This window comes from Parasphingorhabdus sp. W113, from assembly GCF_055693205.1.
The window spans coordinates 1,144,664-1,163,973 of the sequence record NZ_CM146328.1; the positions used below are offsets into that span (position 1 = coordinate 1,144,664).

Sequence of the window (19,310 nt, forward strand, 5' to 3'; positions counted from 1 at the left end):
GATTATAATGGGCATTGTCGTGAAACTGCTGAAATTTGTTGTCGCTCCTGTGGCCATTCTGTTTCTGCTGTTCGCGGCTTATGCGACCTATATTCTGTGGAAACACGAGATGTTTGTCGAACCGACCTATGACCTGGTCGCGCCGACCATACCGGACGCAGCGTCCGACCAGCCACATATTCTGGTTTTCAGCAAAACCAACGGTTTCCGGCATATTGACGCGATCCCGGCGGCCCATGCGATGTTTGCCGAATTTGCCAAGGCGGAAGGCTGGACGGTGTTCCCGACCGAAAATGGCGCGGTCCATAATGCGGTCGATCTGGCCAAGTTTGATCTGGTGGTCTGGAACAACGTGTCCGGCGATGCGTTGACGGCAGATCAACAGGCCGCATTCAAGGCATTCATGGAGAACGGGGGGCAGTTTCTGGGGCTGCATGCAGCCGGCGGCGATCGGTCCTATGCATGGCAATGGCAACCGGAGGTGCTGATCCGCACCCAGTTTCGTAGCCATCCCAATATCCCGCATTTTCAGGATGCCGATCTGACGGTCGAGGATCGTGGGCATCCGGCGACGCGCCATTTGCCGGCAATCTGGCGGCAAAATGACGAATGGTATACGTTTGAAACTAGTCCCCGGGACCGTGTGAATGTGCTCGTGTCGATTGATGAGGACAGCTATAATCCCTCGACCTGGATGTTTGGTGGCGACCTGAAAATGGGTGACCACCCCATGATCTGGCATCATCGGGTCGGGCAGGGGCGGGTATTCTATTCCGCTCTCGGCCATCAGGCCAGCAGCTATCAAGATGACAATTATCGCCAGCTCTTGCTCGAGGCGAGCAAATGGCTGCTTACTCCGGAAGGAGACGATGGATCGGAAGCTGATCCGGAAAAAGCGGATTCCGAATAGCGCCATCGGGCTAGCATAGTCGCCGAACTTCGCGCCGCGGGTCCGTGGTCTATGTCACGACAATCGAAAAGCGCGCCTGCAAATTAGCCCTGTCATTTCCGAGCGTTAGTGAAAAGATCATGTCCATGCCTTGCATTTGCATTATAAAGATATATCTTAGAGCTTACTAAGACAGATTAGAAAGGATCTTTTATGCGCTATTCCAACTATAATGATTGCGGTGGCAATGCCTGGAGCGGTAAACGCTGGGGAGCTATGAACGGACAGAAATTTGCGCGCGCCTTTGCAAAGGCAGCCCGGGAAGGGGCCAGGGCCAAGCGCCGCGCCCGGGTTTTCGGCCGGGGTGAACTGCGGCTGGTGCTGCTTCACCTGATCGCACAGGAACCGCGCCACGGTTATGACCTGATTCAACAGATAGAAGAGCTGACGGGCGGCCATTATGCGCCGAGTCCGGGCATTGTCTATCCGACGCTGACCTTGATGGCAGAAATGGATCTGATTGACGAGAAAGTCGATGATGGTGGCAAAAAAGTCTATTCGATCACCGATGCCGGCACCACGCTGCTAGCGGAAGAAGAAAAGCATATCGCTGAGATCATGGCCCGGCTCGATGGCATTGCGCAAATGGATCAGGCGGTCGATGGCGCTTCCATCCGGCGCGCGATTGGCAATATGAAAAGCGCGATCCGGATCCGTCTGGCCGATGAAGAAAAGGGGTCGGAAAAGATTCTCGACGTCGCGGCAATTATCGATGAAGCCGCGAGCAAGATTGAACGGCTCAAATAGTGGCTAAAGCATCAATGTCATCTGGACATTGCAGCGCGCATATGGCGTCGGCCACAGCTGGTCTTCCGGCAGATGCACGAAGCCACTGCGTTCGTACAGCCTGATCGCCGCTTTCAAATCCCCGTTGGTCTCCAGCCAGAGCGCGTCGGCACGCAGCCGGCGCGCTTCGGCGATCAGGGCGTTCATGACCGTCTGTCCAATACCCCGCCCGCGCAGATCCTTGCGCGCCGCCATTTTGATAACCTCCAACCATTGCCGGCCATCGTTCGGATCATGATGGGGCGGAACGACGGCGCCCGTGCCGACGACCCGATGATCCTGTTCGGCGATGATGATCTGCCCACCAGCACCGATGATTGTTGTTTCGAGATTCTCCAGCTGGTCGCGATCACTCTGCTCAACCGAGAAAGATTTCTCGATCCATTCGAGGTTCAGCGCGATGAAGTCTGGCTTGTCACTCGGTTGATAGGTGCGTGCGGTGATTGTCATGACGCGTTTTAAGCATCTTTTTGTGGGTCAGAACAAGCCGAATAATATCACCGCCATGATGGTTCCAACCACCGGAATGATCACCGTCAGGGCTCCCACCGCGCCATAGGCATCCTTGTGGGTTTCACCGCAGACGGCGCGGATGGTGGTCACGACATAGCCATTATGCGGCAGACTATCGAGCGCGCCGGAGGATATGGCCACGACCCGATGGAGTTCATCGGGTTGCGCCCCGACATCAAGATAATGGGGCGCAATCAACGGCAGGGCGATGGTTTGACCACCCGAAGCCGAACCGGTCAGGCCGGCGATCACGGTCACCGCCACAGCGGCACCGATTAACGGACTGCCGGGAATATTCTGGACCATCACCAAGGCTTCCTGAAAGGCCGGAGAGAGCTTGGCAACCGCACCGAAACCGACAACCGCACAGGTGTTGGTAATTGCAACCACCGCGCTGGTTGCGCCGCGGGAAAATGCTTCGGGCATCGCCTTGATTTTTTGGTAGCCGACCATCAGCGCAACCACTGCGCCGGCCCCCAGCGCGGCGACCAGGGCCCATTTGTCCAGTGAGTTTTGTGGCAATATGCCGGACAAGGGGCCCATATTCTGGGGATATTGGAAAATCAGGAAAATGCCCAGAACCGCAGCGAGCGGCAACAAACACAGGATGGGGGCAGGCAGGGCGCCATAGTCGGTATTGCTGTCGTCGGTTTCACGGCCGACGAACGTCTCGCCATTGGCGACCGCGCGCTTGACCATCCAGTTGAGCCAGAAATGGCCGGTTATCGCCATGAAAACCGCCACAACCAGACTGACTTCCCAACCGGCATAAGCGGACGTGCCCAGAAATTCCATCGGGATCAGATTCTGGATCTCGGGACTGCCTGCGGTTGTCATGGTGAATGTCACCGATCCGAAGGCGAGGGCTGCGGGGATGAAGCGTCGCGGCAGATTGGCTTCGCGAAACAGATGGACGGCCAGCGAATAGACCGAAAAGGCCACGATGAACACGCTGACGCCGCCGTAGGTCAGCACCGCGCAGGCCGCGACCACGGCGAGCACGGCATGTTTGATGCCGATTTTTTCGATAATCCAGTGGGCCACGCTGGCTGCGGCCCCGCTGGCGCCCATGATCTCGCCGAATATGGCTCCGAGCAAGAACATGAAGAACCAGCTTTTGAAGAAGCTGACAAAGCCATCCATATAAGCGGTGGCGAAATCGGGTGCGCCTTCTGCGGCCAGCGGTGGCAACCAGGCCAGGCCGCTGGTGGCCGCCACGATCGCCGCGGCAACCGGGCCGGCGATCAGGATATTCACGCCGCGAACCGTCATGTAAATAAGCAGCGCCAGCCCGCCGGCTAATCCTATCGCTGAAAGCATGTCTGTTGGTCCCCACAATCTGAACCGCCTTAGTGGCAGAGGATGGCAAGGCGTCGCAAGCGTCAATTTTGAGGGGTGTCAGAACGACGGCGGCACTGACTGGCGAGCGGGCGGGTCAGTGCTGCTGCCCTGAATGCACATTGGCCGCAGCGGCAATACGATTCGTCCCGAAAACCCGACATGTTCAGGAAACCGAGAGGCTCGCCATGTTTGAAATGCTGCGGGGGCCACAGAATCTCAGGAGTAAGTCCCCATGCGAGTATCCCTTGGAAAAGTTTCAATACTGCCATTATCCGCTGCAGCGGCGCTCACGCTATCGGCTTGCGCCGGCAATTATGCGGGTGAGGGCGCGGCGGCCGGAGCGGCCACCGGCGCTGTCATCGGGGCGGTGACCGGTGGCACGGACGATGCCTTGAAAGGCGCTGCCATTGGTGCAGCCGCCGGCGCGGCGGCCGGCTATTTCATCGACAAGGATGATGATTGCGATGGCTATAATGATGTCGGCGCCCTCGATGATGATTGCCGAGGAGAACCCGGTTATCCCGATTGATTGATCTATTCCTCCGATCAATCGGCGGTCGTAAGTCTGTCTTTCTGCGGGTCGCATTTTTCCGGGAAAGCAGATCGATAGGCTTACGACCCACCCTTTACATTCTATCGGCGGCGCGACAATGATTCTGAAGGCCATATCCACCCTTTGTTTCTTTCGCTAGCGCGAGGAAGCGGCTTGCGGTAACGGGCTGCTATGGCCTCGACAGCGCAACATTTTCGGTCTTCGGGACCGTGGCAACGGGAAGCGTCGACGACGCTGAAGCTCGCCTGGCCGCTTATCCTGTCGAATCTGACGATGGCAATGATCGGAGCGACCGATGTTCTGATGATCGGCTGGCTGGGTGCGCGCGAGCTTGCCGGGGCAACGCTCGGCTTTAATCTCGCGATGAGCTGTGCGATTTTCTGCATGGGACTGGTGACCGCGTCGGCCCCGATGATGGCCACCGAAATCGGGCGCAAGAGCAACAGCGTCCGTGATTTGCGTCGAACCTTCCGGCAGGCCATTTGGGCCGCCGTTACGGTGATCATCCCTTTCTGGATGCTGCTCTGGAACACCGAAGCCATTCTGGTTTCTTTCGGTCAGCAACCAGATCTCGCCTATACCGCCGGCACCTACATATCGGCCTATATGTGGTCGATATTGCCGTTTCTGTGTTTCATAATCCTGCGCAATTTTGTCTCGGCGCTTGAGCAACCGGTCTGGGCGTTGATCATCAGCGTGATCGCGGTGCTGGCCAACGCGCTGTTCAACTATGCACTGATCTTCGGCAAATTCGGCGTGCCAGAATTTGGCGTCGTCGGCGCGGGGATTGGCAGCGTGATGACCAACCTGTTGATGTTCGGCGGCATGGCATTGGTGGTTGTGCTGCACCGGCGCTTTCGCCGTTATCGTCTTTTCGGGCGCTTCTGGGTGAGCGACTGGGCGCGCTATCGAGCGCTTTGGAAACTCGGATTGCCGATCGCCATCACCATGGGTCTCGAAGGCTCGGTCTTTGGTATCGCCGCCTTGCTAATGGGATTGATCAACGCCGAGTCCGTCGCGGCACACGCGATCGCCCTGCAGCTTGCATCGCTGACATTCATGGTTCCCATGGGCCTGGCCCAGGCCGCTACGGTTCGGGTCGGCATCCAATATGGCCGCAAGGACAAGGCCGGAATTACTCGTGCCGGCTGGGTCAGTTTCGTGCTGGGCACCGGATTTATGGCGGCCATGGCTCTGGTCTTTGTTCTCGCGCCCGATTTCCTGATCGGGTTGTTCATTGACCCAGCGCAACCGGAAAACCGGCAGGTCGCAGCCCTGGCGGTCAGCTTTCTGGCCATTGCAGCCATTTTCCAGATTGTCGATGGGGCACAAGTCGTCGGAGCAGGGATGCTGCGCGGATTGCATGACACCACGGTGCCGATGGTCTTTGCGCTGATGGGCTATTGGTTTATCGGTATCGGCGTCGGGGCGGGTCTTGCCTTTTGGCGGGGCTGGGAAGGCATTGGTGTCTGGACCGGCCTGGCCAGCGGTCTCGGCATCGTCGCAATATTGATGATTTCGCGCTGGATGATGCGCGATCGAGATCGGCCTCCTGCCGAACTAGTTGTGGATTGATAAAGGGTTATCACCGTTCCGCTTTCATCATCGTTATTATCTATCAAGTTAAGCGAACTGTTTCGATTGGATCAATCGGAACGGATTTGCCATTTCTGTTTTCAGGAGGACGACATGAAGCATTATCTTGACGAACTTAAAAAACGCCACAGACGCCTCAATCGCCTGATCGACAATTGCAAAACGGCTGGACGCCAGCACGAAATGCAACAGCTCAAACGGATCCGCTTGCGGATCAAGGACAAAATCGTCGCTGCGAAGCGCGAACTGGAACCTGCGCCCATTTGAACCCCGTGGTGCAGACCAGGTGTAGCTGGGCGGCATGTACAATGTTTTCACTCCCCGGTCCCCGCCGGAAAACGTACATGTCGCCCTTGCTGACTCCGCCTTCCGATTGGCAAACTTGTTGACCCTCTGGCAAGCAGACGAAAGGACCTGCCCGATGACCAACCATGCGCATCAAGATCCACAAGCCGCAACGCTTTCATCCGGCATGGCCTGTCCCGTGTGTCGGACCAATCTCGCGATCAGCGAGCGACAGGGTGTCGAAATTGATTATTGCCCGCAATGCCGCGGTGTGTGGTTGGATCGCGGGGAAATTGACAAAATCGTGGAGCGGTCGCGGCCCGGGCATCTCACGGAGCCGACCTATCGGCCAGACCGATCGATATACCGCGATACCTACCGACACCAACGCCCGAAAAAGCGGCGCAAGTCCTTTCTCGAAGAGCTTTTTGACTGAAGCCCGCGCTGCCCCGCGTCGCGATCAGGCATAGTTGCCCGCGGTCGTCCCGAAAGTGATCAGTCCGTCGAAATGGGACATTTGCAATCCGTTTTTCAGCCGCGCGCCCTGTTTTAGCAGGAATATGTGGCGAACAATTTCCGCCTGCTGCTCGATTCCGTAGTCGGTAAAAGGCTTGCCGGGCACCAGCTCATAGTCATAGCGGCAAAACGGATGGCGAGCGAGCGGCAGAAAAATACCCTGCTGATGCTGCCAGACATGCACCATTTCATGAATGAATAAACCTTGGAGGTTAAGGTCCTGCTTGGAAAAATCATCGGCAAACAGATTGCTGTCGGGATGAAACCAGAGATTGCCATCCGGCGCCATGGTGACCTTGCGGGGCTGGAACGGGAGCCATTTGCGATTGAATAACCGGACCGGGCGATAATCAATCGCGTCACCGAACATGGTTCGGCAAAGATTGATTTCCGCTTCGGCAAGCGGTCGGCCGGATCGGGATCCCGCTTTCGTCATCGCTTATCGATTGGCGTCCGTTTCGGCGGGTTCGTCCTGCGCTTCCGCTTTGGCCGCCGCTGCACCGCCGATCGGCTGAATGGCTGCCTCGATCTGGATCCGATCATCATTGGAAAAGATAAAAGTCATGGTTAGGAAACCCTGTTTCACTGATCCGCCGCCAATACCCCAGAGCATAAGATGTTTGCCGCCAGGTTCGAGATCGGACCGTTTCGCCAGCCGGAACCGGGACCGATTTGACCGGCTCCATGCGCGTGACACCATCGGTTTCGATACTCTCGTGCATTTCCACCCGGCGGGCATCGGCAGCGGTGACACCCACCAGCGAAACATCCTGTCGACCGCCATGCAATTCGAGATAGCCGGAGGACGGATTACCATCGACCGGAGAGAGATTGATCACTGCTTTATCCACATAAAGCACATCGCCCTGTCCGCAAGAGGCCAGAAAAAGCGCAGCAATCGCACCAAAAATAATCGAAAGATGTTTCTTCATAACTGGCAGAAAACTCCTGAATTTAGATGGTCATAGCCTGATATTTCTTATGTATGCCTTCTCCATCCCGGTGCCAAGGCTTGTGCCCAAGAAAATGCCACCTATATCCCAATTCGAAGCCGTAGCGGTGCCACTAAAAAAGGGCCGGGCGGTTATTTTGCTTCGTATAGAAAATAGTTAAACACTGAATTGAGGGAAAAATGGCGAAAGTAATCGGTATTGATCTGGGCACCACGAACAGTTGTGTGGCCGTTATGGACGGCGGTAAGCCAAAGGTTATTGAAAATTCTGAAGGCGCGCGGACGACCCCGTCGGTTGTGGCCTTTACCAAGGATGGCGAGCGACTGATCGGGCAGCCTGCCAAGCGTCAGGCCGTCACCAATCCGGAAAGCACGATTTTTGCGGTGAAGCGCCTGATCGGCCGCCGCTTCGACGATCCGATGACCAAGAAAGACATGGAACTGGTTCCTTATGACATTGTCAAAGGGTCCAATGGCGACGCATGGGTCAAGGCCGGCGGCGAGGATTATTCGCCAGCCCAGATTTCCGCTTTCACCTTGCAGAAGATGAAAGAAACCGCGGAAGGTTATCTCGGCGAGACAGTCACGCAGGCGGTGATTACGGTTCCGGCCTATTTTAACGACGCCCAGCGTCAGGCGACGAAAGATGCCGGCAAGATTGCCGGTCTGGAAGTGCTGCGCATCATCAACGAGCCAACCGCTGCGGCGCTGGCTTACGGGCTTGAAAAGAACGACGGCAAGACCATCGCGGTTTATGACCTTGGTGGCGGTACGTTCGATATTTCGATCCTCGAAATTGGCGACGGCGTGTTTGAAGTGAAATCAACCAACGGCGACACGTTCCTCGGCGGTGAAGATTTCGATGCCAAGCTGGTCGAGTTTCTGGCGGACGACTTCAAGAAAGCCGAAAGCATTGACCTGACCAAGGACAAGCTGGCCTTGCAGCGCCTCAAAGAAGCCGCTGAAAAAGCCAAGATCGAATTGTCTTCGGCGCAGACCACGGAAGTCAACCTGCCATTCATCACGGCCGATCAAAATGGTCCGAAGCATCTCGTCAAGAGCATCAGCCGTTCCGACCTCGAGAAGCTGGTTGGCGATCTGGTCAAGCGTACGCTTGATCCGTGCAAGAAGGCCCTGAAAGACGCCGGTGTTGACGCCAGCGAAATCGACGACGTGGTCATGGTTGGCGGGATGACCCGCATGCCGCTGGTCCGCGAAACGGTCCAGAAATTCTTCGGCAAGGAGCCGCATGTCGGCGTGAACCCGGACGAAGTTGTAGCCATGGGCGCGGCCATTCAGGCCGGCGTATTGCAGGGCGACGTCAAGGATGTGCTGCTGCTTGACGTGACGCCATTGTCGCTGGGCATTGAAACCCTTGGCGGTGTCTTTACCCGGATGATCGATCGCAACACAACGATCCCGACGAAAAAATCGCAGGTCTACTCCACCGCTGACGACAATCAGCAGGCTGTGACCATCCGCGTGTTCCAGGGTGAACGCGAAATGGCAGCGGACAACAAGATGCTGGGTCAGTTCGATCTCGTCGGCATTCCGCCGGCACCGCGCGGTGTTCCTCAGATTGACGTGACGTTTGACATTGATGCCAATGGTATCGTCAACGTTTCCGCCAAGGACAAGGGCACCGGCAAGGAACAGCAGATCAAGATCCAGGCGTCTGGCGGCCTGACCGATAATGACATCGATCAGATGGTCCAGGATGCGGAGAAATTTGCCGAGGAAGACAAGAAGCGTCGGGAAGAGGCAGAAGCCAAGAACAACGCAGAAAGTCTGGTTCACACGACCGAGAAACAGCTCTCGGAACATGGGGACAAGATCGACGCGGATCTCAAGGGCCAGATCGAAACGGCCATGCAGGAAACCAAGGATGCCATTGAAGGTGGCGATCCCGAAGCGATGAAGACCAAGTCGGAAGCGCTTGCGCAGGTATCCATGCAAATGGGTCAGAAGATCTACGAAGCCGAACAGGCGGCCGGTGGTGACGCAGCAGACGCTGCAGCGGCCGATGCTGCGGCCAAGGCTGACGATGATGTGGTCGACGCCGAATTCTCCGAGGTTGATGACAGCGATGACGCGGATTCGGACACCAAAGAAAAAGCGGCTGAGTAATGCAATTTAGACTGTGTTCCCGCGCCAGCGGGGATTTCCTCGGGCTCAAACCTGGTGTTGAGGAACTTCCCAAACGCGCGGGAGCACGGCTTTTGTTTATGCTTCAGGCTTCGGGGGAAGCACAGTAATGGCGACCGAAATGGATTACTATCAGGAGCTTCAGGTCGATCGCGGTTGCGACGGAGCGACACTGAAATCCGCATATCGCAAATTGGCGATGCAATATCATCCCGACCGCAATCCGGGCGACGCTGCGGCAGAAGCTAAGTTTAAAACGGTCAGCGAAGCCTATGATGTCTTGAAAGACCCGCAGAAGCGCGCGGCCTATGACCGCTATGGTCATGAAGCCTTCACCAATGGCGGCGGCAATGCCGCTGGCGGTGGGCAGGGCGGTTTTGCCGGCGCAGCGTTTAACGACATTGGCGATATTTTCGAAACCATCTTCGGTGGCGGCGGTGGTGGCGGTGGCTTTGGCGGACAGCAGCAGCAACGCGGCCCAGCCCGTGGTGCGGATCTGCGCTATGACATGGAAATCAGCCTCGAAGATGCTTTCCATGGCAAACAAACTGAAATCGAAATTGATGTTTCCGTCGGATGCGACGAATGCGACGGATCCGGAGCCGAGCCCGGCACTGGCGTCAAGACTTGTGGCACCTGCCATGGTCATGGCAAAGTCCGGGCGCAGCAGGGATTTTTCGTGGTCGAGCGGACCTGCGCAAGCTGTCAGGGGCGTGGCGAAGTGATCGAAAGTCCGTGTCATGTCTGTCTGGGTGAAGGCCGGGTCGACAAGCCGCAAACGCTGGAAGTCGAAATTCCCGCTGGTGTCGACAGCGGTACGCGGATTCGGCTCAGTGGCAAAGGGGAAGCGGGCGCGCGCGGAGCGCCGGCCGGTGATCTCTATATTTTCCTTCATCTCGAACGGCACGATCTGTTCGAACGCGATGGCACAACCCTGTTCACCCGCGCGCCGATCAGCTTTTCGGTTGCGGCCCTCGGGGGTGAAATTTCCATTCCCGGACTGGACGGTACCAAGCATGATATCCGCATTCCGGCGGGTATCCAGTCGGGCAAGCAGATCCGGCAACGCGGGGCCGGTATGCCGGTTCTGCGCGGGCGTGGTCATGGCGACATGGTGGTCCAGATCGAAGTGGAAACACCAACCAAATTGTCGAGCCGGCAAAAGGAATTGCTGCGGGAATTTCAGGAAACCGAAACCGGTGATGAAAGTCCCAATAGCAGCGGCTTCTTCTCCAAGATTAAAGAGGCCTGGGACGGCTTGGCGGATTAGCAGGCTGATGTTCCGTAACTGACCCTTGATCGGATCAGCTGCAGCATGAGACCAGGCGTTTGGCGCCACCGGCTAGCGTGGGTGACATCCCGCCTGTTCGGAGCTAGCATGGCATCATGCCGTCATCCTCGCTTCACATTTATGGGACGATCATCTCTACCTACAGCCGGATAGTGCAAACGGTTGCCGAAGAAGCGGGCGTGCCATGGCAGATTACCGCAACGCCGGCCAATAGTCCGGAAAACCAGAGGCGCCATCCGTTTCGCAAAGTGCCGACGGTGACGATTGATGGTCTCGAGCTTTTCGAGAGCGTGGCCATTTGCCAATATCTCGACAATGCGCATAATGAGTCCGCGCTTCAGCCAAATGAGCCTGCCGCACGGGCGGAAATGGATCGCTGGATATCCGTGGCCAATAATTATATTTTTCCGGTCGCCGAACATGGGCTGCTGATGCCGCGTCTCGCCAATCGGGTCTTAAAAACACCCTTGCGGTCGGATATTATCGAAGCGGCCTTGCCTGAAATTGCCGAACATCTTGGGATTGTCTGCGCCCGGATCGAGGAGGTCCCCTATTTTGCCGGTGACCAATTCTCGCTCGCGGATATTTTCCTCTATTGCATTTTGCGCCCGGTGCAGATGACCAACGAAGGTGACCATCTGATTGGACAATTGCTACCCTTGCGCCATTGGCTGAACCGGATCGGCAAGCGCGAGAGCCTTCTCGCCACGCGATGGGATGCGGAGTTGGACCCGGCGGTGTGAGTGCTGTGCGATGGTCTGGCAACCACAAACATTGCGTGAACCGGCTGATGGTCTAAAAGACAGGAAAGCTAAGGAGATCTCACGATGAAAAAGATATGGAAATCAGGTTTGGCGCTGACATTATGCGCCGCTTCGCCGCTGGCCTTGACGGCTTGTGCGGAGAGCAATGCGCAGTCCAATGATCGCTTCGCCAAAGTCGAGATCAAGACCGAAGCGCTGACTGACGGGGTCGCGGTGCTGTTTGGAGCGGGCGGCAATATCGGTGTGTCTTACGGTCCCGATGGCACCGTCCTGATCGACGATCAATTTGCCCCGCTGACGCCGAAAATCCAGGCAGCTATCGCCGCGCTTGGCGCCGAGCCAGTCAAATATCTGATCAACACCCACTGGCATGGCGACCATAGCGGTGGGAACGAGAATTTTGGCAAAGCCGACGCGCTGATCATGGCCCATGACCATGTCCGCGAGCGGATGCTTGGGGTGCAGAAATCCGGACGCGGCAATGATCCAGCATCACCCAAGGAAGCCTTGCCGGTGGTGACCTATCATGATGGATTAAAGCTTCACCTCAATGGGGATGAGGTGCGTGTCATGCACATGAAACACGCCCATACCGACGGCGACAGTATTGTCCATTGGACCAAGGCCAATGTCATTCACATGGGTGATCTGTATTTCAACAAGGTCACATTGCCCTTTATCGACCTCAATAGCGGCGGCAATGCGCGCGGTGTTCTGGCCGCAGCGGAAAAAGCGCTGAGTTTGGCCAATGACGACACCCGGATCATTCCGGGTCATGGGCCGATGGCGACCAAGGCGGATCTGATGGACTATCGCGACATGCTGAAAAACGTGATCGGTGCGGTGGAACAGGCGCGCGGCGAAGGTAAGTCACTGGCTGAGATCCAGGCGATGAAGCCGGCGGCCCAGTGGGACACCAACAAGGACGCGTTTATCAAAGGCGATGCATTTGTTGAGGCGGTCTACAAAAGCCTGGCGATGCCAGCCCATGGTGGCGGGGATCATGACGGCGGCGATCACGATAGCGGGGATCATTCTCACTAGATCGTCGCGCGGGCAATTTCCTTGCGCAAAGAGGTGATCAGCGGCCCGACCTTGGTCAGCCGCTGCTCCTCTTCATTGACGATGGCGAGGAACAGGATCTTTTTGAACTGCAGGGTTTTCTCGGCATCAGGACGCTTGGCTTCGGGTAGGGTGGACAGCAGGATATCGATCATCCGTTCGGCGCCGTGGAGACGGCCCCAGAGATAGTCATTTTCCCGATAAGATCGGCTAAAAAATGCTCCGAAGTTATTGAATTCAATGCCTTTTAATGTCGCTGCAACGCCGCCCTTGCGGATCGACTTGGCGTCTTCGGGCGAGATCCGATCGACTTTGATCGGATCAAATTCGTCCAGCCCTTCGCCTTGCAGCAAAGGCAAGGTGGCGATGTCGTAAAAGGGGAAGCCAAGAAACGCGAGCAGCATCGACCGTTTTTCAACTTTTGGTAATCGGGTCAGCGCATCGGCCAGTTTCTGATCGACCATGCTGTCGGCCGTCGCCAGATCCCGCGCGGCGGCCAGTGTTTCGAGCAGGGCGGCAGGCTTGTTCGCCGGATCCTTGGCCAATGCGACAAAAGCATCGCCAAGATAGTCTATGGTCTCGCGTTCGATGTAGAGCGAAAGACATTCATAAATGACATCATGCATTTGTTCGATCGCTGGCTGATCAGCGGGCGCCGCGCTGTCGAGATCTTCGGCCAACCGCCTGGCCAGGAACCGCAAGCGTCGGATCCGGTAACCGAGATCATGGTGTCGGAAAAATTCAGCCGCCAGTTTGCTGGGACCGGCGCCACCTTTCTTGCCGATATTCTCGAAGCCCTGGCGGCGCAATTCGGCCCAGATCAGATCGCGAATGACGGGCAAACTATTGGCGCTGGTATCATCGGCGGCACGGCGGACGGTATGCGCGATATCCTCGATCACCGTGGCCAGTTTTAGATGACCATAGGCGCTATAGGAAAATCCGGCCATCTTGCTGGCCTTGTCCCGCGACTTCCGGCGCCACGCTGCAAGCCGGGCCGGGGTCGGCTTGTCGAGAAACAGCGTACGACCGAATATGGATTCGACATTCTGCTCAACCTCGCCCCGCAAATTGTCGGTAATCTGTCGCATCTGGATAATGCGGTTCGAGCGGCGCGAAATCTGGTCGAGATTGTCGCGGATCGGCTGCTCGCGCGGGATATTGGATATCGCCCCGAAAATGGTCGAGAAAAACCCGGGCAGGCTTTCGTCTTCCGCCTCCTGCGCCGCCTGAAGCCGCTGCAGGGCGCGGTCGCTTTTGGCGACATCGAGATCGGGCCGCGGGTCTATGTAAACAAAACGCCGGTCCACTTCGCGCTTTGCGGGCCGGTTCTTGAGCGCTTCGATCGCCTGCGCGAAAGGCGCATTGGCGAGCACCGAGCCATCGATCAAAACGGTGTCATCGACCGTGCCGGCGCGGCTCTGGTTGGGCAGGACACGGCTAAGAAACCGATCCCGGTTGCGCCATTGATGATCGCGCTCTGCCAGTACGGTATCCAGTTCGACAACCGTGAATGGCGGAAAGGCCCCGGGGAAACTCGCGGTGGCCCGGCCGGCAAAGACCAGTTCGGCGGGATCCGCAATATCCGGACCCTGGCGCCCGCGGGTGGAGAAGCTGATCGTGATGCGATGCTCCATTTCGAGCGCTTCCGGCGGGCTATGCAATTGCAGGCGTTCGGGATGGCCGACAAAATCGGTTACCGTGACATAGAGATCAAGCGGTTGACCCGGCGGCAGCAGGCGCGGGCCGTGATCGGTTTTCTGCATCGCGGTGAGCGCGTCGAAAATCAGTCCGGAAAAGATTTTCCCGCCAAAAGGCGGCGCAAACCAGCGCGCCCGGACGAAGCGCGACAACTTCATTTTGACCTCTTCGCGGGCTTCTTTGGAAACCGTCTGTTCAACCGCCCCACCTTTGCGACCCAGCGCCAACCAGGCAATCGGTTCTGCCCAGAATTTGGAGAAACGGGACAGGGGTCGCGCATCGGGATCGAGCAGGGTATCGACATCGGCTGTATCGAGCCACATTTCGGTCAGCGGCTCCAGCGACTGCCCCGACAATATCGCCTGTGACAGGAAGATGCCATTGATTCCACCCGCGCTGGCGCCCGCAATAATATCCGGCAATATCCGCAGCTTGACCCCGGTTTCCTGTTCAATCCACTCCAATATGTCATAATAGGTGCCGCGGCTGCAGGACGCGTTTTTGGCGCGATCATGAAAGTCGCGGCTGGCCTTGGCCAGTTTCCACACTTCCTTGGTAATGCCATGCATATAAATGGCCAGACTGACGCCGCCATAACATATAAGAGCCAGTCTGAGTTCTTTCTGCCGCATTGCCGCAAGAGTGACAGCATGCGCCAAATGGTGCAAGCGGGAAAGCGGTTGAAATGCCCAAGAAAACAAATTATGTTCTATGTTTGTTCTAGTCGGGGATAGTGATGGCCAAGCCGAAGAAAAAATATGCCTGTCAGAATTGCGGATCAATCTCGCATCGCTGGCAGGGCCAATGCCCGGATTGCGGGGATTGGAATACGCTGAAGGAAGAAGCCGGGGACACGGTTTTCGCGGCCAAACATAATTTGCAGACCGGCGGCCGCGAGGTGCGGCTGGTCGGACTGGATTCGGACATTCAGCTGCCCGAACGGAAAAAGACCGGGATCGCCGAATTTGATCGGGCAATCGGTGGAGGGCTGGTGGCCGGTTCTGCTACGCTTATGGGCGGGGATCCGGGAATCGGAAAATCGACATTATTGCTGCAGGTTTCGGCCAAGCTTGCCAATGCGGGCTGTTCGGTGGCCTATATTTCCGGCGAGGAAGCCGCCGATCAGGTGCGGCTGCGCGCGCGCCGGCTCGGACTCGGCAAGGCGCCGGTGCAGCTGGCATCGGCAACGTCCGTGCGCGACATTCTGACGACGCTGCGCAAGGACGCGCCGGATTTTGTCGTCATCGATTCGATCCAGACCATGCACAGCGATCTTATCGAAGGGGCGCCCGGGACGGTGAGCCAGGTGCGCGCTTCGGCTCAGGAGCTGATCAAATTTGCCAAGGAACATGGCACGATGATCATGCTGGTCGGGCATGTGACCAAAGATGGCAATATTGCCGGGCCACGGGTGCTCGAGCATATGGTCGATACCGTGATGAGTTTTGAAGGCGAACGCAGCCATCAATACCGGATATTGCGATCGATCAAGAACCGCTTTGGCGGGACCGATGAAATCGGTGTTTTCGCGATGGCCGAAATGGGCCTCGACGAGGTGCAGAACCCGTCCGCTCTGTTCCTGACCGACCGCAGCGAAGAAGTCACCGGAGCCACGGTGTTTCCGGCCCTTGAGGGCACGCGTCCGGTGCTGGTCGAGATACAAGCTTTGACCGTGCGTCTGGCCAGTGGCGCCACGCCCCGCCGGTCGGTTGTTGGTTGGGACAGCTCGCGTCTGGCGATGATATTGGCGGTTCTGGAAGCGCGTTGCGGACTGAGTTTCTCCGGGGCGGAAGTCTATTTGAATGTCGCTGGGGGTTATCGGCTGACCGATCCGGCCGCTGATCTCGCGGTGGCGGCGGCCCTGATTTCCGCGCATGCCGAAAAACCGATACCGAGCGACGCGGTTATTTTTGGGGAAATCGCGCTTTCCGGAGAAATCCGTCCGGTTTCCAACACACCGTTGCGGCTCAAGGAAGCATCGAAACTGGGCTTTGGCCGGGCGCTGCTTCCGGCGTCCAAGGATGCCGCCGCACAGGGTGTGAAATGTGTGAACTTTGCCCAACTTGCCAATCTCGTTGACCATATGCTTGGCCGTGACTAGCAAGAGCCTATGACTGGTTTGGACATTTTTGTTTTGGTGCTCATGGGCGGAGCAGCGGTTTTTGGATTTATGCGCGGTTTTGTCCAGGAATCTCTGTCGCTTATGGCCTGGGTTCTGGTCATTTTTGCGGTGCGATTTGCGCATGCGCCGGTGGCCGATTTCCTGACTGGCCCAATCGGCAATGAAGGCGGCGCTTCGGTGCTGGCTTTTGCATCGATTGTAATCGTTACCTACGCGCTCGGTCGCGGGATCGCAAAGGCGGTGGGCCGCAAATCGCGCAAATCACTGCTGGGCCCGATCGATCGGGTACTCGGCTTTGGCTTTGGCATGATCAAGGGCCTTATCGGGGCAACGCTGGCCTATTTGTTGGTGATCCTGGTTTATGACAGCGTGTATGGCGCGGATGAAAAACGCCCGGAATGGGTGGCGGATTCGCGGACTTATCCGCTGCTCAATGCGAGCGGTGAGGCGATGGTCCAGTTTGTCGAGGAGCGGCGTGATCTTGCCGCGAGCGAAGAAAGCCCAACGGAATGAGCGAAGCGCTTTATACCAGGGATATTCTGCGTCTTGCGGTTTCCATTCCGCATCAGCGCCGATTGCCGAACCCTGCTGGCACGGCAGAACAGCGGTCCCGCACCTGTGGGAGCCGGGTTGCGGCGGACGTTACGCTTTCGGCAGACGGCCGGATCACAGAAATGGGTGTCGAGGTTCATGCCTGCGCGCTCGGGCAAGCGGCTGCGGCGATTCTGGGACAGCAAGCAGTGGGGCGCGCAGCCGATGAGATCACCGCCGTCCGCCAGCAGTTGAGCGACTTTCTGGCGGGAAAAGCTGATCATCCCGGTGATTGGGAAAATATGCAGCAACTCATGCCGGCCAAAGAGCACCAGGGGCGGCATGCCGCCATCCTGTTGCCGTTTGATGCGATCCTGGCCGCCTGCGCCGACGCGGCCGCGAAATCGGAGGCCGCATAGCGATGGAAGGGGCTGAAACCCACATGGGTGATCTGCTGCTGGGCGGATTTGTCATGCTTGGGGCTGCTTTGGTCATGGTGCTGCTATTTCGGCGGTTCGGCATTGGCGCGGTTTTGGGCTATTTGATCGCCGGTATCTTGATCGGACCAGCAGGATTCGGGCTGATCAGCGAAGGGGAAACGATCCTCGAATTTTCCGAGATCGGGATCATATTGCTGCTCTTTCTGGTCGGGCTGGAACTCGCCCCGGCGCGGCTCATGCGGCTGAAAAAGGCGATTTTCGGATTGGGTATGAGTCAGGTTGTGTTCTGCGGAATTGCGCTGTTCATCCTGATCATGGCGACGACCAATTTCACCTTTGGTGCGGCCATTGCGCTGGGCTTGCCACTGGCCTTGTCGTCGACTGCGCAGGTGCTGCCAATGCTGCAATCATCGGGCCGCCTCAACACGCCCACGGGAGAGAAAGCCTTCTCAATCCTGCTGTTTCAGGATTTGTCGATTATCCCGCTGCTCACCATCATCGCGGTCTTGTCCCGCGCGCCGCCGGAAGCTGGCGCATTGCCGGCCTGGCAAACGGCCCTGTTCGGCGTTCTGGCTATTGGTGGTTTGATATTGGCTGGCCGCTATTTGCTGCAGCCATTGCTCGAACTGATTGGCAAAATCGCCGAACGCGAATTGTTCATCGTCGCCGGTCTGGTCGCGGTTTGCGGCAGCGCGGCGTTGATGGAAGTCATCGGCCTGTCGCCAGCGCTGGGCGCGTTTCTGGCAGGCGTGATGCTGGCCAATTCACCCTACCGACACGAACTGGAAGCGGATATTGATCCGTTCCGATCGTTGCTGCTCGGCTTCTTTTTCCTCGCGGTCGGGATGATGCTCGACCTTGATGTGATCGCCCAGAATACGGGCTTTGTCTTTGGCGCCGCTGCAGTTCTGGTGATCACCAAGATCGCAATTATTTTCGGCCTTGGAAAACTGTTCGGTATGGACACGATGCCCGCACTCGGCATGGGCATGTTGCTGAGTCAGGGCGGCGAATTTGGTTTCGTCCTGTTTGCAGAGGCCGAGCAGGCGTTGCTGATACAGCCCGAGGCGAGCAGTTTATTTGGCGCGGTTATCACTGTATCCATGGCCACCACGCCGCTGCTGATGCTGATCGCCGAGCGCTTTACCGTGTCTACTGCCGCCGGTGATGCCGATCTGGACGATCCCTCGCTGGCGGATCAGGCGTCGATCATCGTGGTCGGTCACGGGCGTTTTGGCCAGACCGTCGCTCAGATGCTGAATGGCGCCAATATCTCGGTCACCATCATCGATGTCAAACCTCAGCAAATTGGCGTCAGCCAGAAATTTGGCCGCAAAGTTTTCTATGGCGATGGCACGCGTGTCGATCTGCTGCGCGGGGCGGGGGCAGATCAGTGCGCCGCCATTGTGTTTTGCATGGATGGCAATGAGTTCAACGCCGAAAAACTCGAGAATATCGCTTTGGCGTTTCCCGACGCGAAGCTGTTTGTGCGGGCCTATGACCGGGTGCATCTGCTCGAGGTCAAAAAGGCCGGCATTGCCGGTGCCAAGCGGGAAGTGTTTGAATCGGCGATCCATCTGGCGCGGCAGGCGATGATCGCCATAGATGTTGATGATTCGCTGATTGACGAGGTTGACCGCGAGTTCCGGCAACTGGATTGCGACCGGCTCGAAGCCCAGCGCGCGTCCGGTGACATGATGGCCGGGCGTCATCTGGGATTTGGACTGGGCGCGCAGCGCGACGGCGGGGATTGATCAGCGGTT

General features: G+C 57.4%; 20 protein-coding genes. 14 read left to right on the forward strand and 6 right to left on the reverse strand.

Translation table 11 applies throughout. The features are described from left to right. Positions 1–7 precede the first annotated feature (7 nt). Positions 8–910: a ThuA domain-containing protein gene (locus ACZ1GS_RS05405; RefSeq protein ID WP_472697469.1), complete on the forward strand. Its 903-nt coding sequence runs from the start codon at positions 8–10 to the stop codon at positions 908–910. A 192-nt stretch (positions 911–1,102) separates the two neighbouring features. Further along, positions 1,103–1,696, forward strand: coding sequence for a PadR family transcriptional regulator (locus tag ACZ1GS_RS05410; RefSeq protein ID WP_472697470.1), 594 nt, complete (start codon positions 1,103–1,105; stop codon positions 1,694–1,696). Positions 1,697–1,699: 3 nt separating this feature from the next. On the opposite strand, the gene ACZ1GS_RS05415 is transcribed toward ACZ1GS_RS05410, so the two are convergent. Further along, positions 1,700–2,185 carry a GNAT family N-acetyltransferase gene (locus ACZ1GS_RS05415; protein ID WP_472697471.1) on the reverse strand — a complete coding sequence of 162 codons (486 nt, stop codon included), beginning with the start codon at positions 2,183–2,185 and terminating at the stop codon, positions 1,700–1,702. A 27-nt stretch (positions 2,186–2,212) separates the two neighbouring features. Continuing rightward, positions 2,213–3,568, reverse strand: coding sequence for a GntP family permease (locus ACZ1GS_RS05420; protein ID WP_472697472.1), 1,356 nt, complete (start codon positions 3,566–3,568; stop codon positions 2,213–2,215). Positions 3,569–3,821: 253 nt separating this feature from the next. Between ACZ1GS_RS05420 and ACZ1GS_RS05425 the strand changes: the two genes are divergently transcribed. From ACZ1GS_RS05425 to ACZ1GS_RS05440, 4 genes are all read left to right on the forward strand, one after another. Beyond that, entirely contained in the window at positions 3,822–4,118 is a 297-nt protein-coding gene (locus ACZ1GS_RS05425; RefSeq protein WP_472697473.1) for a YMGG-like glycine zipper-containing protein, read from the forward strand. A 195-nt stretch (positions 4,119–4,313) separates the two neighbouring features. After that, on the forward strand, positions 4,314–5,717 hold the full coding sequence (locus ACZ1GS_RS05430; RefSeq protein WP_472697474.1) for an MATE family efflux transporter: 1,404 nt from the start codon (positions 4,314–4,316) through the stop codon (positions 5,715–5,717). Positions 5,718–5,831: 114 nt separating this feature from the next. Then, entirely contained in the window at positions 5,832–6,005 is a 174-nt protein-coding gene (locus ACZ1GS_RS05435; protein ID WP_472697475.1) for a DUF465 domain-containing protein, read from the forward strand. Between the two features lie 154 nt (positions 6,006–6,159). Beyond that, a complete protein-coding gene (locus tag ACZ1GS_RS05440; protein ID WP_472697476.1) occupies positions 6,160–6,459 on the forward strand; it encodes a TFIIB-type zinc ribbon-containing protein in 300 nt (99 codons plus the stop codon). Between the two features lie 24 nt (positions 6,460–6,483). Here the strand turns inward: ACZ1GS_RS05440 and ACZ1GS_RS05445 are convergent, their stop codons facing one another. From ACZ1GS_RS05445 to ACZ1GS_RS05455, 3 genes are read right to left on the reverse strand one after another with little or no spacing between them, the layout of a single operon-like run. Next, a complete protein-coding gene (locus tag ACZ1GS_RS05445) occupies positions 6,484–6,975 on the reverse strand; it encodes a vgr related protein (protein ID WP_472697477.1) in 492 nt (163 codons plus the stop codon). Positions 6,976–6,978: 3 nt separating this feature from the next. Further along, positions 6,979–7,104 (reverse strand): hypothetical protein, encoded by a 126-nt coding sequence (locus ACZ1GS_RS05450; protein ID WP_472697478.1) that lies wholly within the window; start codon positions 7,102–7,104, stop codon positions 6,979–6,981. Next, positions 7,082–7,471: a copper chaperone PCu(A)C gene (locus ACZ1GS_RS05455; RefSeq protein ID WP_472697479.1), complete on the reverse strand. Its 390-nt coding sequence runs from the start codon at positions 7,469–7,471 to the stop codon at positions 7,082–7,084. Before ACZ1GS_RS05455 ends, ACZ1GS_RS05450 begins: the two co-directional genes overlap by 23 nt. 200 nt (positions 7,472–7,671) lie before the next feature. On the opposite strand from ACZ1GS_RS05455, the gene dnaK reads away from it, so the two are divergent. The 4 genes from dnaK to ACZ1GS_RS05475 all read left to right on the forward strand — a co-directional run bounded on the left by dnaK (position 7,672) and on the right by ACZ1GS_RS05475 (position 12,735). Then, positions 7,672–9,618 (forward strand): molecular chaperone DnaK, encoded by a 1,947-nt coding sequence (gene dnaK / locus ACZ1GS_RS05460; RefSeq protein ID WP_472697480.1) that lies wholly within the window; start codon positions 7,672–7,674, stop codon positions 9,616–9,618. Between the two features lie 127 nt (positions 9,619–9,745). After that, entirely contained in the window at positions 9,746–10,906 is a 1,161-nt protein-coding gene (gene dnaJ, locus ACZ1GS_RS05465; RefSeq protein ID WP_472697481.1) for a molecular chaperone DnaJ, read from the forward strand. Positions 10,907–11,022: 116 nt separating this feature from the next. After that, positions 11,023–11,670 carry a glutathione S-transferase family protein gene (locus ACZ1GS_RS05470; RefSeq protein ID WP_472697482.1) on the forward strand — a complete coding sequence of 216 codons (648 nt, stop codon included), beginning with the start codon at positions 11,023–11,025 and terminating at the stop codon, positions 11,668–11,670. Between the two features lie 84 nt (positions 11,671–11,754). Beyond that, complete coding sequence (locus ACZ1GS_RS05475; protein ID WP_472697483.1) at positions 11,755–12,735, forward strand: MBL fold metallo-hydrolase; 981 nt, start codon at positions 11,755–11,757, stop codon at positions 12,733–12,735. Here the strand turns inward: ACZ1GS_RS05475 and ACZ1GS_RS05480 are convergent. Next, positions 12,732–15,086, reverse strand: a complete 2,355-nt coding sequence (locus ACZ1GS_RS05480) for a patatin-like protein (protein ID WP_472697484.1) — start codon at positions 15,084–15,086, stop codon at positions 12,732–12,734. The genes ACZ1GS_RS05475 and ACZ1GS_RS05480 overlap by 4 nt on opposite strands. A 104-nt stretch (positions 15,087–15,190) precedes the next feature. Here ACZ1GS_RS05480 and radA point away from each other — a divergent pair, with 104 nt between their 5' ends. Genes radA through ACZ1GS_RS05500 form a run of 4 tightly spaced genes read left to right on the forward strand, consistent with a single transcriptional unit; the run spans position 15,191 to position 19,301 of the window. Further along, positions 15,191–16,555 (forward strand): DNA repair protein RadA, encoded by a 1,365-nt coding sequence (gene radA, locus ACZ1GS_RS05485; RefSeq protein ID WP_472697485.1) that lies wholly within the window; start codon positions 15,191–15,193, stop codon positions 16,553–16,555. A 9-nt stretch (positions 16,556–16,564) separates the two neighbouring features. Then, the gene (locus ACZ1GS_RS05490) at positions 16,565–17,089 is read left to right on the forward strand and encodes a CvpA family protein (RefSeq protein ID WP_472697486.1); all 525 of its coding nucleotides are present in this window, start codon (positions 16,565–16,567) and stop codon (positions 17,087–17,089) included. After that, positions 17,086–17,526 carry an iron-sulfur cluster assembly scaffold protein gene (locus ACZ1GS_RS05495; protein WP_472697487.1) on the forward strand — a complete coding sequence of 147 codons (441 nt, stop codon included), beginning with the start codon at positions 17,086–17,088 and terminating at the stop codon, positions 17,524–17,526. The genes ACZ1GS_RS05490 and ACZ1GS_RS05495 overlap by 4 nt, the downstream gene beginning before the upstream one ends. A gap of 23 nt (positions 17,527–17,549) precedes the next feature. Continuing rightward, the gene (locus ACZ1GS_RS05500) at positions 17,550–19,301 is read left to right on the forward strand and encodes a monovalent cation:proton antiporter-2 (CPA2) family protein (protein ID WP_472697488.1); all 1,752 of its coding nucleotides are present in this window, start codon (positions 17,550–17,552) and stop codon (positions 19,299–19,301) included. Positions 19,302–19,310: the final 9 nt, after the last annotated feature.

Excerpts from the sequence above, each read along its gene's own strand:
- ACZ1GS_RS05405 (WP_472697469.1), top strand. The coding sequence starts at position 8 with ATGGGCATTGTCGTGAAACTGCTGAAATTTGTTGTCGCTCCTGTGGCC.
- ACZ1GS_RS05410 (WP_472697470.1), top strand. The coding sequence starts at position 1,103 with ATGCGCTATTCCAACTATAATGATTGCGGTGGCAATGCCTGGAGCGGT.
- ACZ1GS_RS05415 (WP_472697471.1), bottom strand. The coding sequence starts at position 2,185 with ATGACAATCACCGCACGCACCTATCAACCGAGTGACAAGCCAGACTTC.
- ACZ1GS_RS05420 (WP_472697472.1), bottom strand. The coding sequence starts at position 3,568 with ATGCTTTCAGCGATAGGATTAGCCGGCGGGCTGGCGCTGCTTATTTAC.
- ACZ1GS_RS05425 (WP_472697473.1), top strand. The coding sequence starts at position 3,822 with ATGCGAGTATCCCTTGGAAAAGTTTCAATACTGCCATTATCCGCTGCA.
- ACZ1GS_RS05430 (WP_472697474.1), top strand. The coding sequence starts at position 4,314 with ATGGCCTCGACAGCGCAACATTTTCGGTCTTCGGGACCGTGGCAACGG.
- ACZ1GS_RS05435 (WP_472697475.1), top strand. The coding sequence starts at position 5,832 with ATGAAGCATTATCTTGACGAACTTAAAAAACGCCACAGACGCCTCAAT.
- ACZ1GS_RS05440 (WP_472697476.1), top strand. The coding sequence starts at position 6,160 with ATGACCAACCATGCGCATCAAGATCCACAAGCCGCAACGCTTTCATCC.
- ACZ1GS_RS05445 (WP_472697477.1), bottom strand. The coding sequence starts at position 6,975 with ATGACGAAAGCGGGATCCCGATCCGGCCGACCGCTTGCCGAAGCGGAA.
- ACZ1GS_RS05450 (WP_472697478.1), bottom strand. The coding sequence starts at position 7,104 with ATGACTTTTATCTTTTCCAATGATGATCGGATCCAGATCGAGGCAGCC.
- ACZ1GS_RS05455 (WP_472697479.1), bottom strand. The coding sequence starts at position 7,471 with ATGAAGAAACATCTTTCGATTATTTTTGGTGCGATTGCTGCGCTTTTT.
- dnaK (WP_472697480.1), top strand. The coding sequence starts at position 7,672 with ATGGCGAAAGTAATCGGTATTGATCTGGGCACCACGAACAGTTGTGTG.
- dnaJ (WP_472697481.1), top strand. The coding sequence starts at position 9,746 with ATGGCGACCGAAATGGATTACTATCAGGAGCTTCAGGTCGATCGCGGT.
- ACZ1GS_RS05470 (WP_472697482.1), top strand. The coding sequence starts at position 11,023 with ATGCCGTCATCCTCGCTTCACATTTATGGGACGATCATCTCTACCTAC.
- ACZ1GS_RS05475 (WP_472697483.1), top strand. The coding sequence starts at position 11,755 with ATGAAAAAGATATGGAAATCAGGTTTGGCGCTGACATTATGCGCCGCT.
- ACZ1GS_RS05480 (WP_472697484.1), bottom strand. The coding sequence starts at position 15,086 with ATGCGGCAGAAAGAACTCAGACTGGCTCTTATATGTTATGGCGGCGTC.
- radA (WP_472697485.1), top strand. The coding sequence starts at position 15,191 with ATGGCCAAGCCGAAGAAAAAATATGCCTGTCAGAATTGCGGATCAATC.
- ACZ1GS_RS05490 (WP_472697486.1), top strand. The coding sequence starts at position 16,565 with ATGACTGGTTTGGACATTTTTGTTTTGGTGCTCATGGGCGGAGCAGCG.
- ACZ1GS_RS05495 (WP_472697487.1), top strand. The coding sequence starts at position 17,086 with ATGAGCGAAGCGCTTTATACCAGGGATATTCTGCGTCTTGCGGTTTCC.
- ACZ1GS_RS05500 (WP_472697488.1), top strand. The coding sequence starts at position 17,550 with ATGGGTGATCTGCTGCTGGGCGGATTTGTCATGCTTGGGGCTGCTTTG.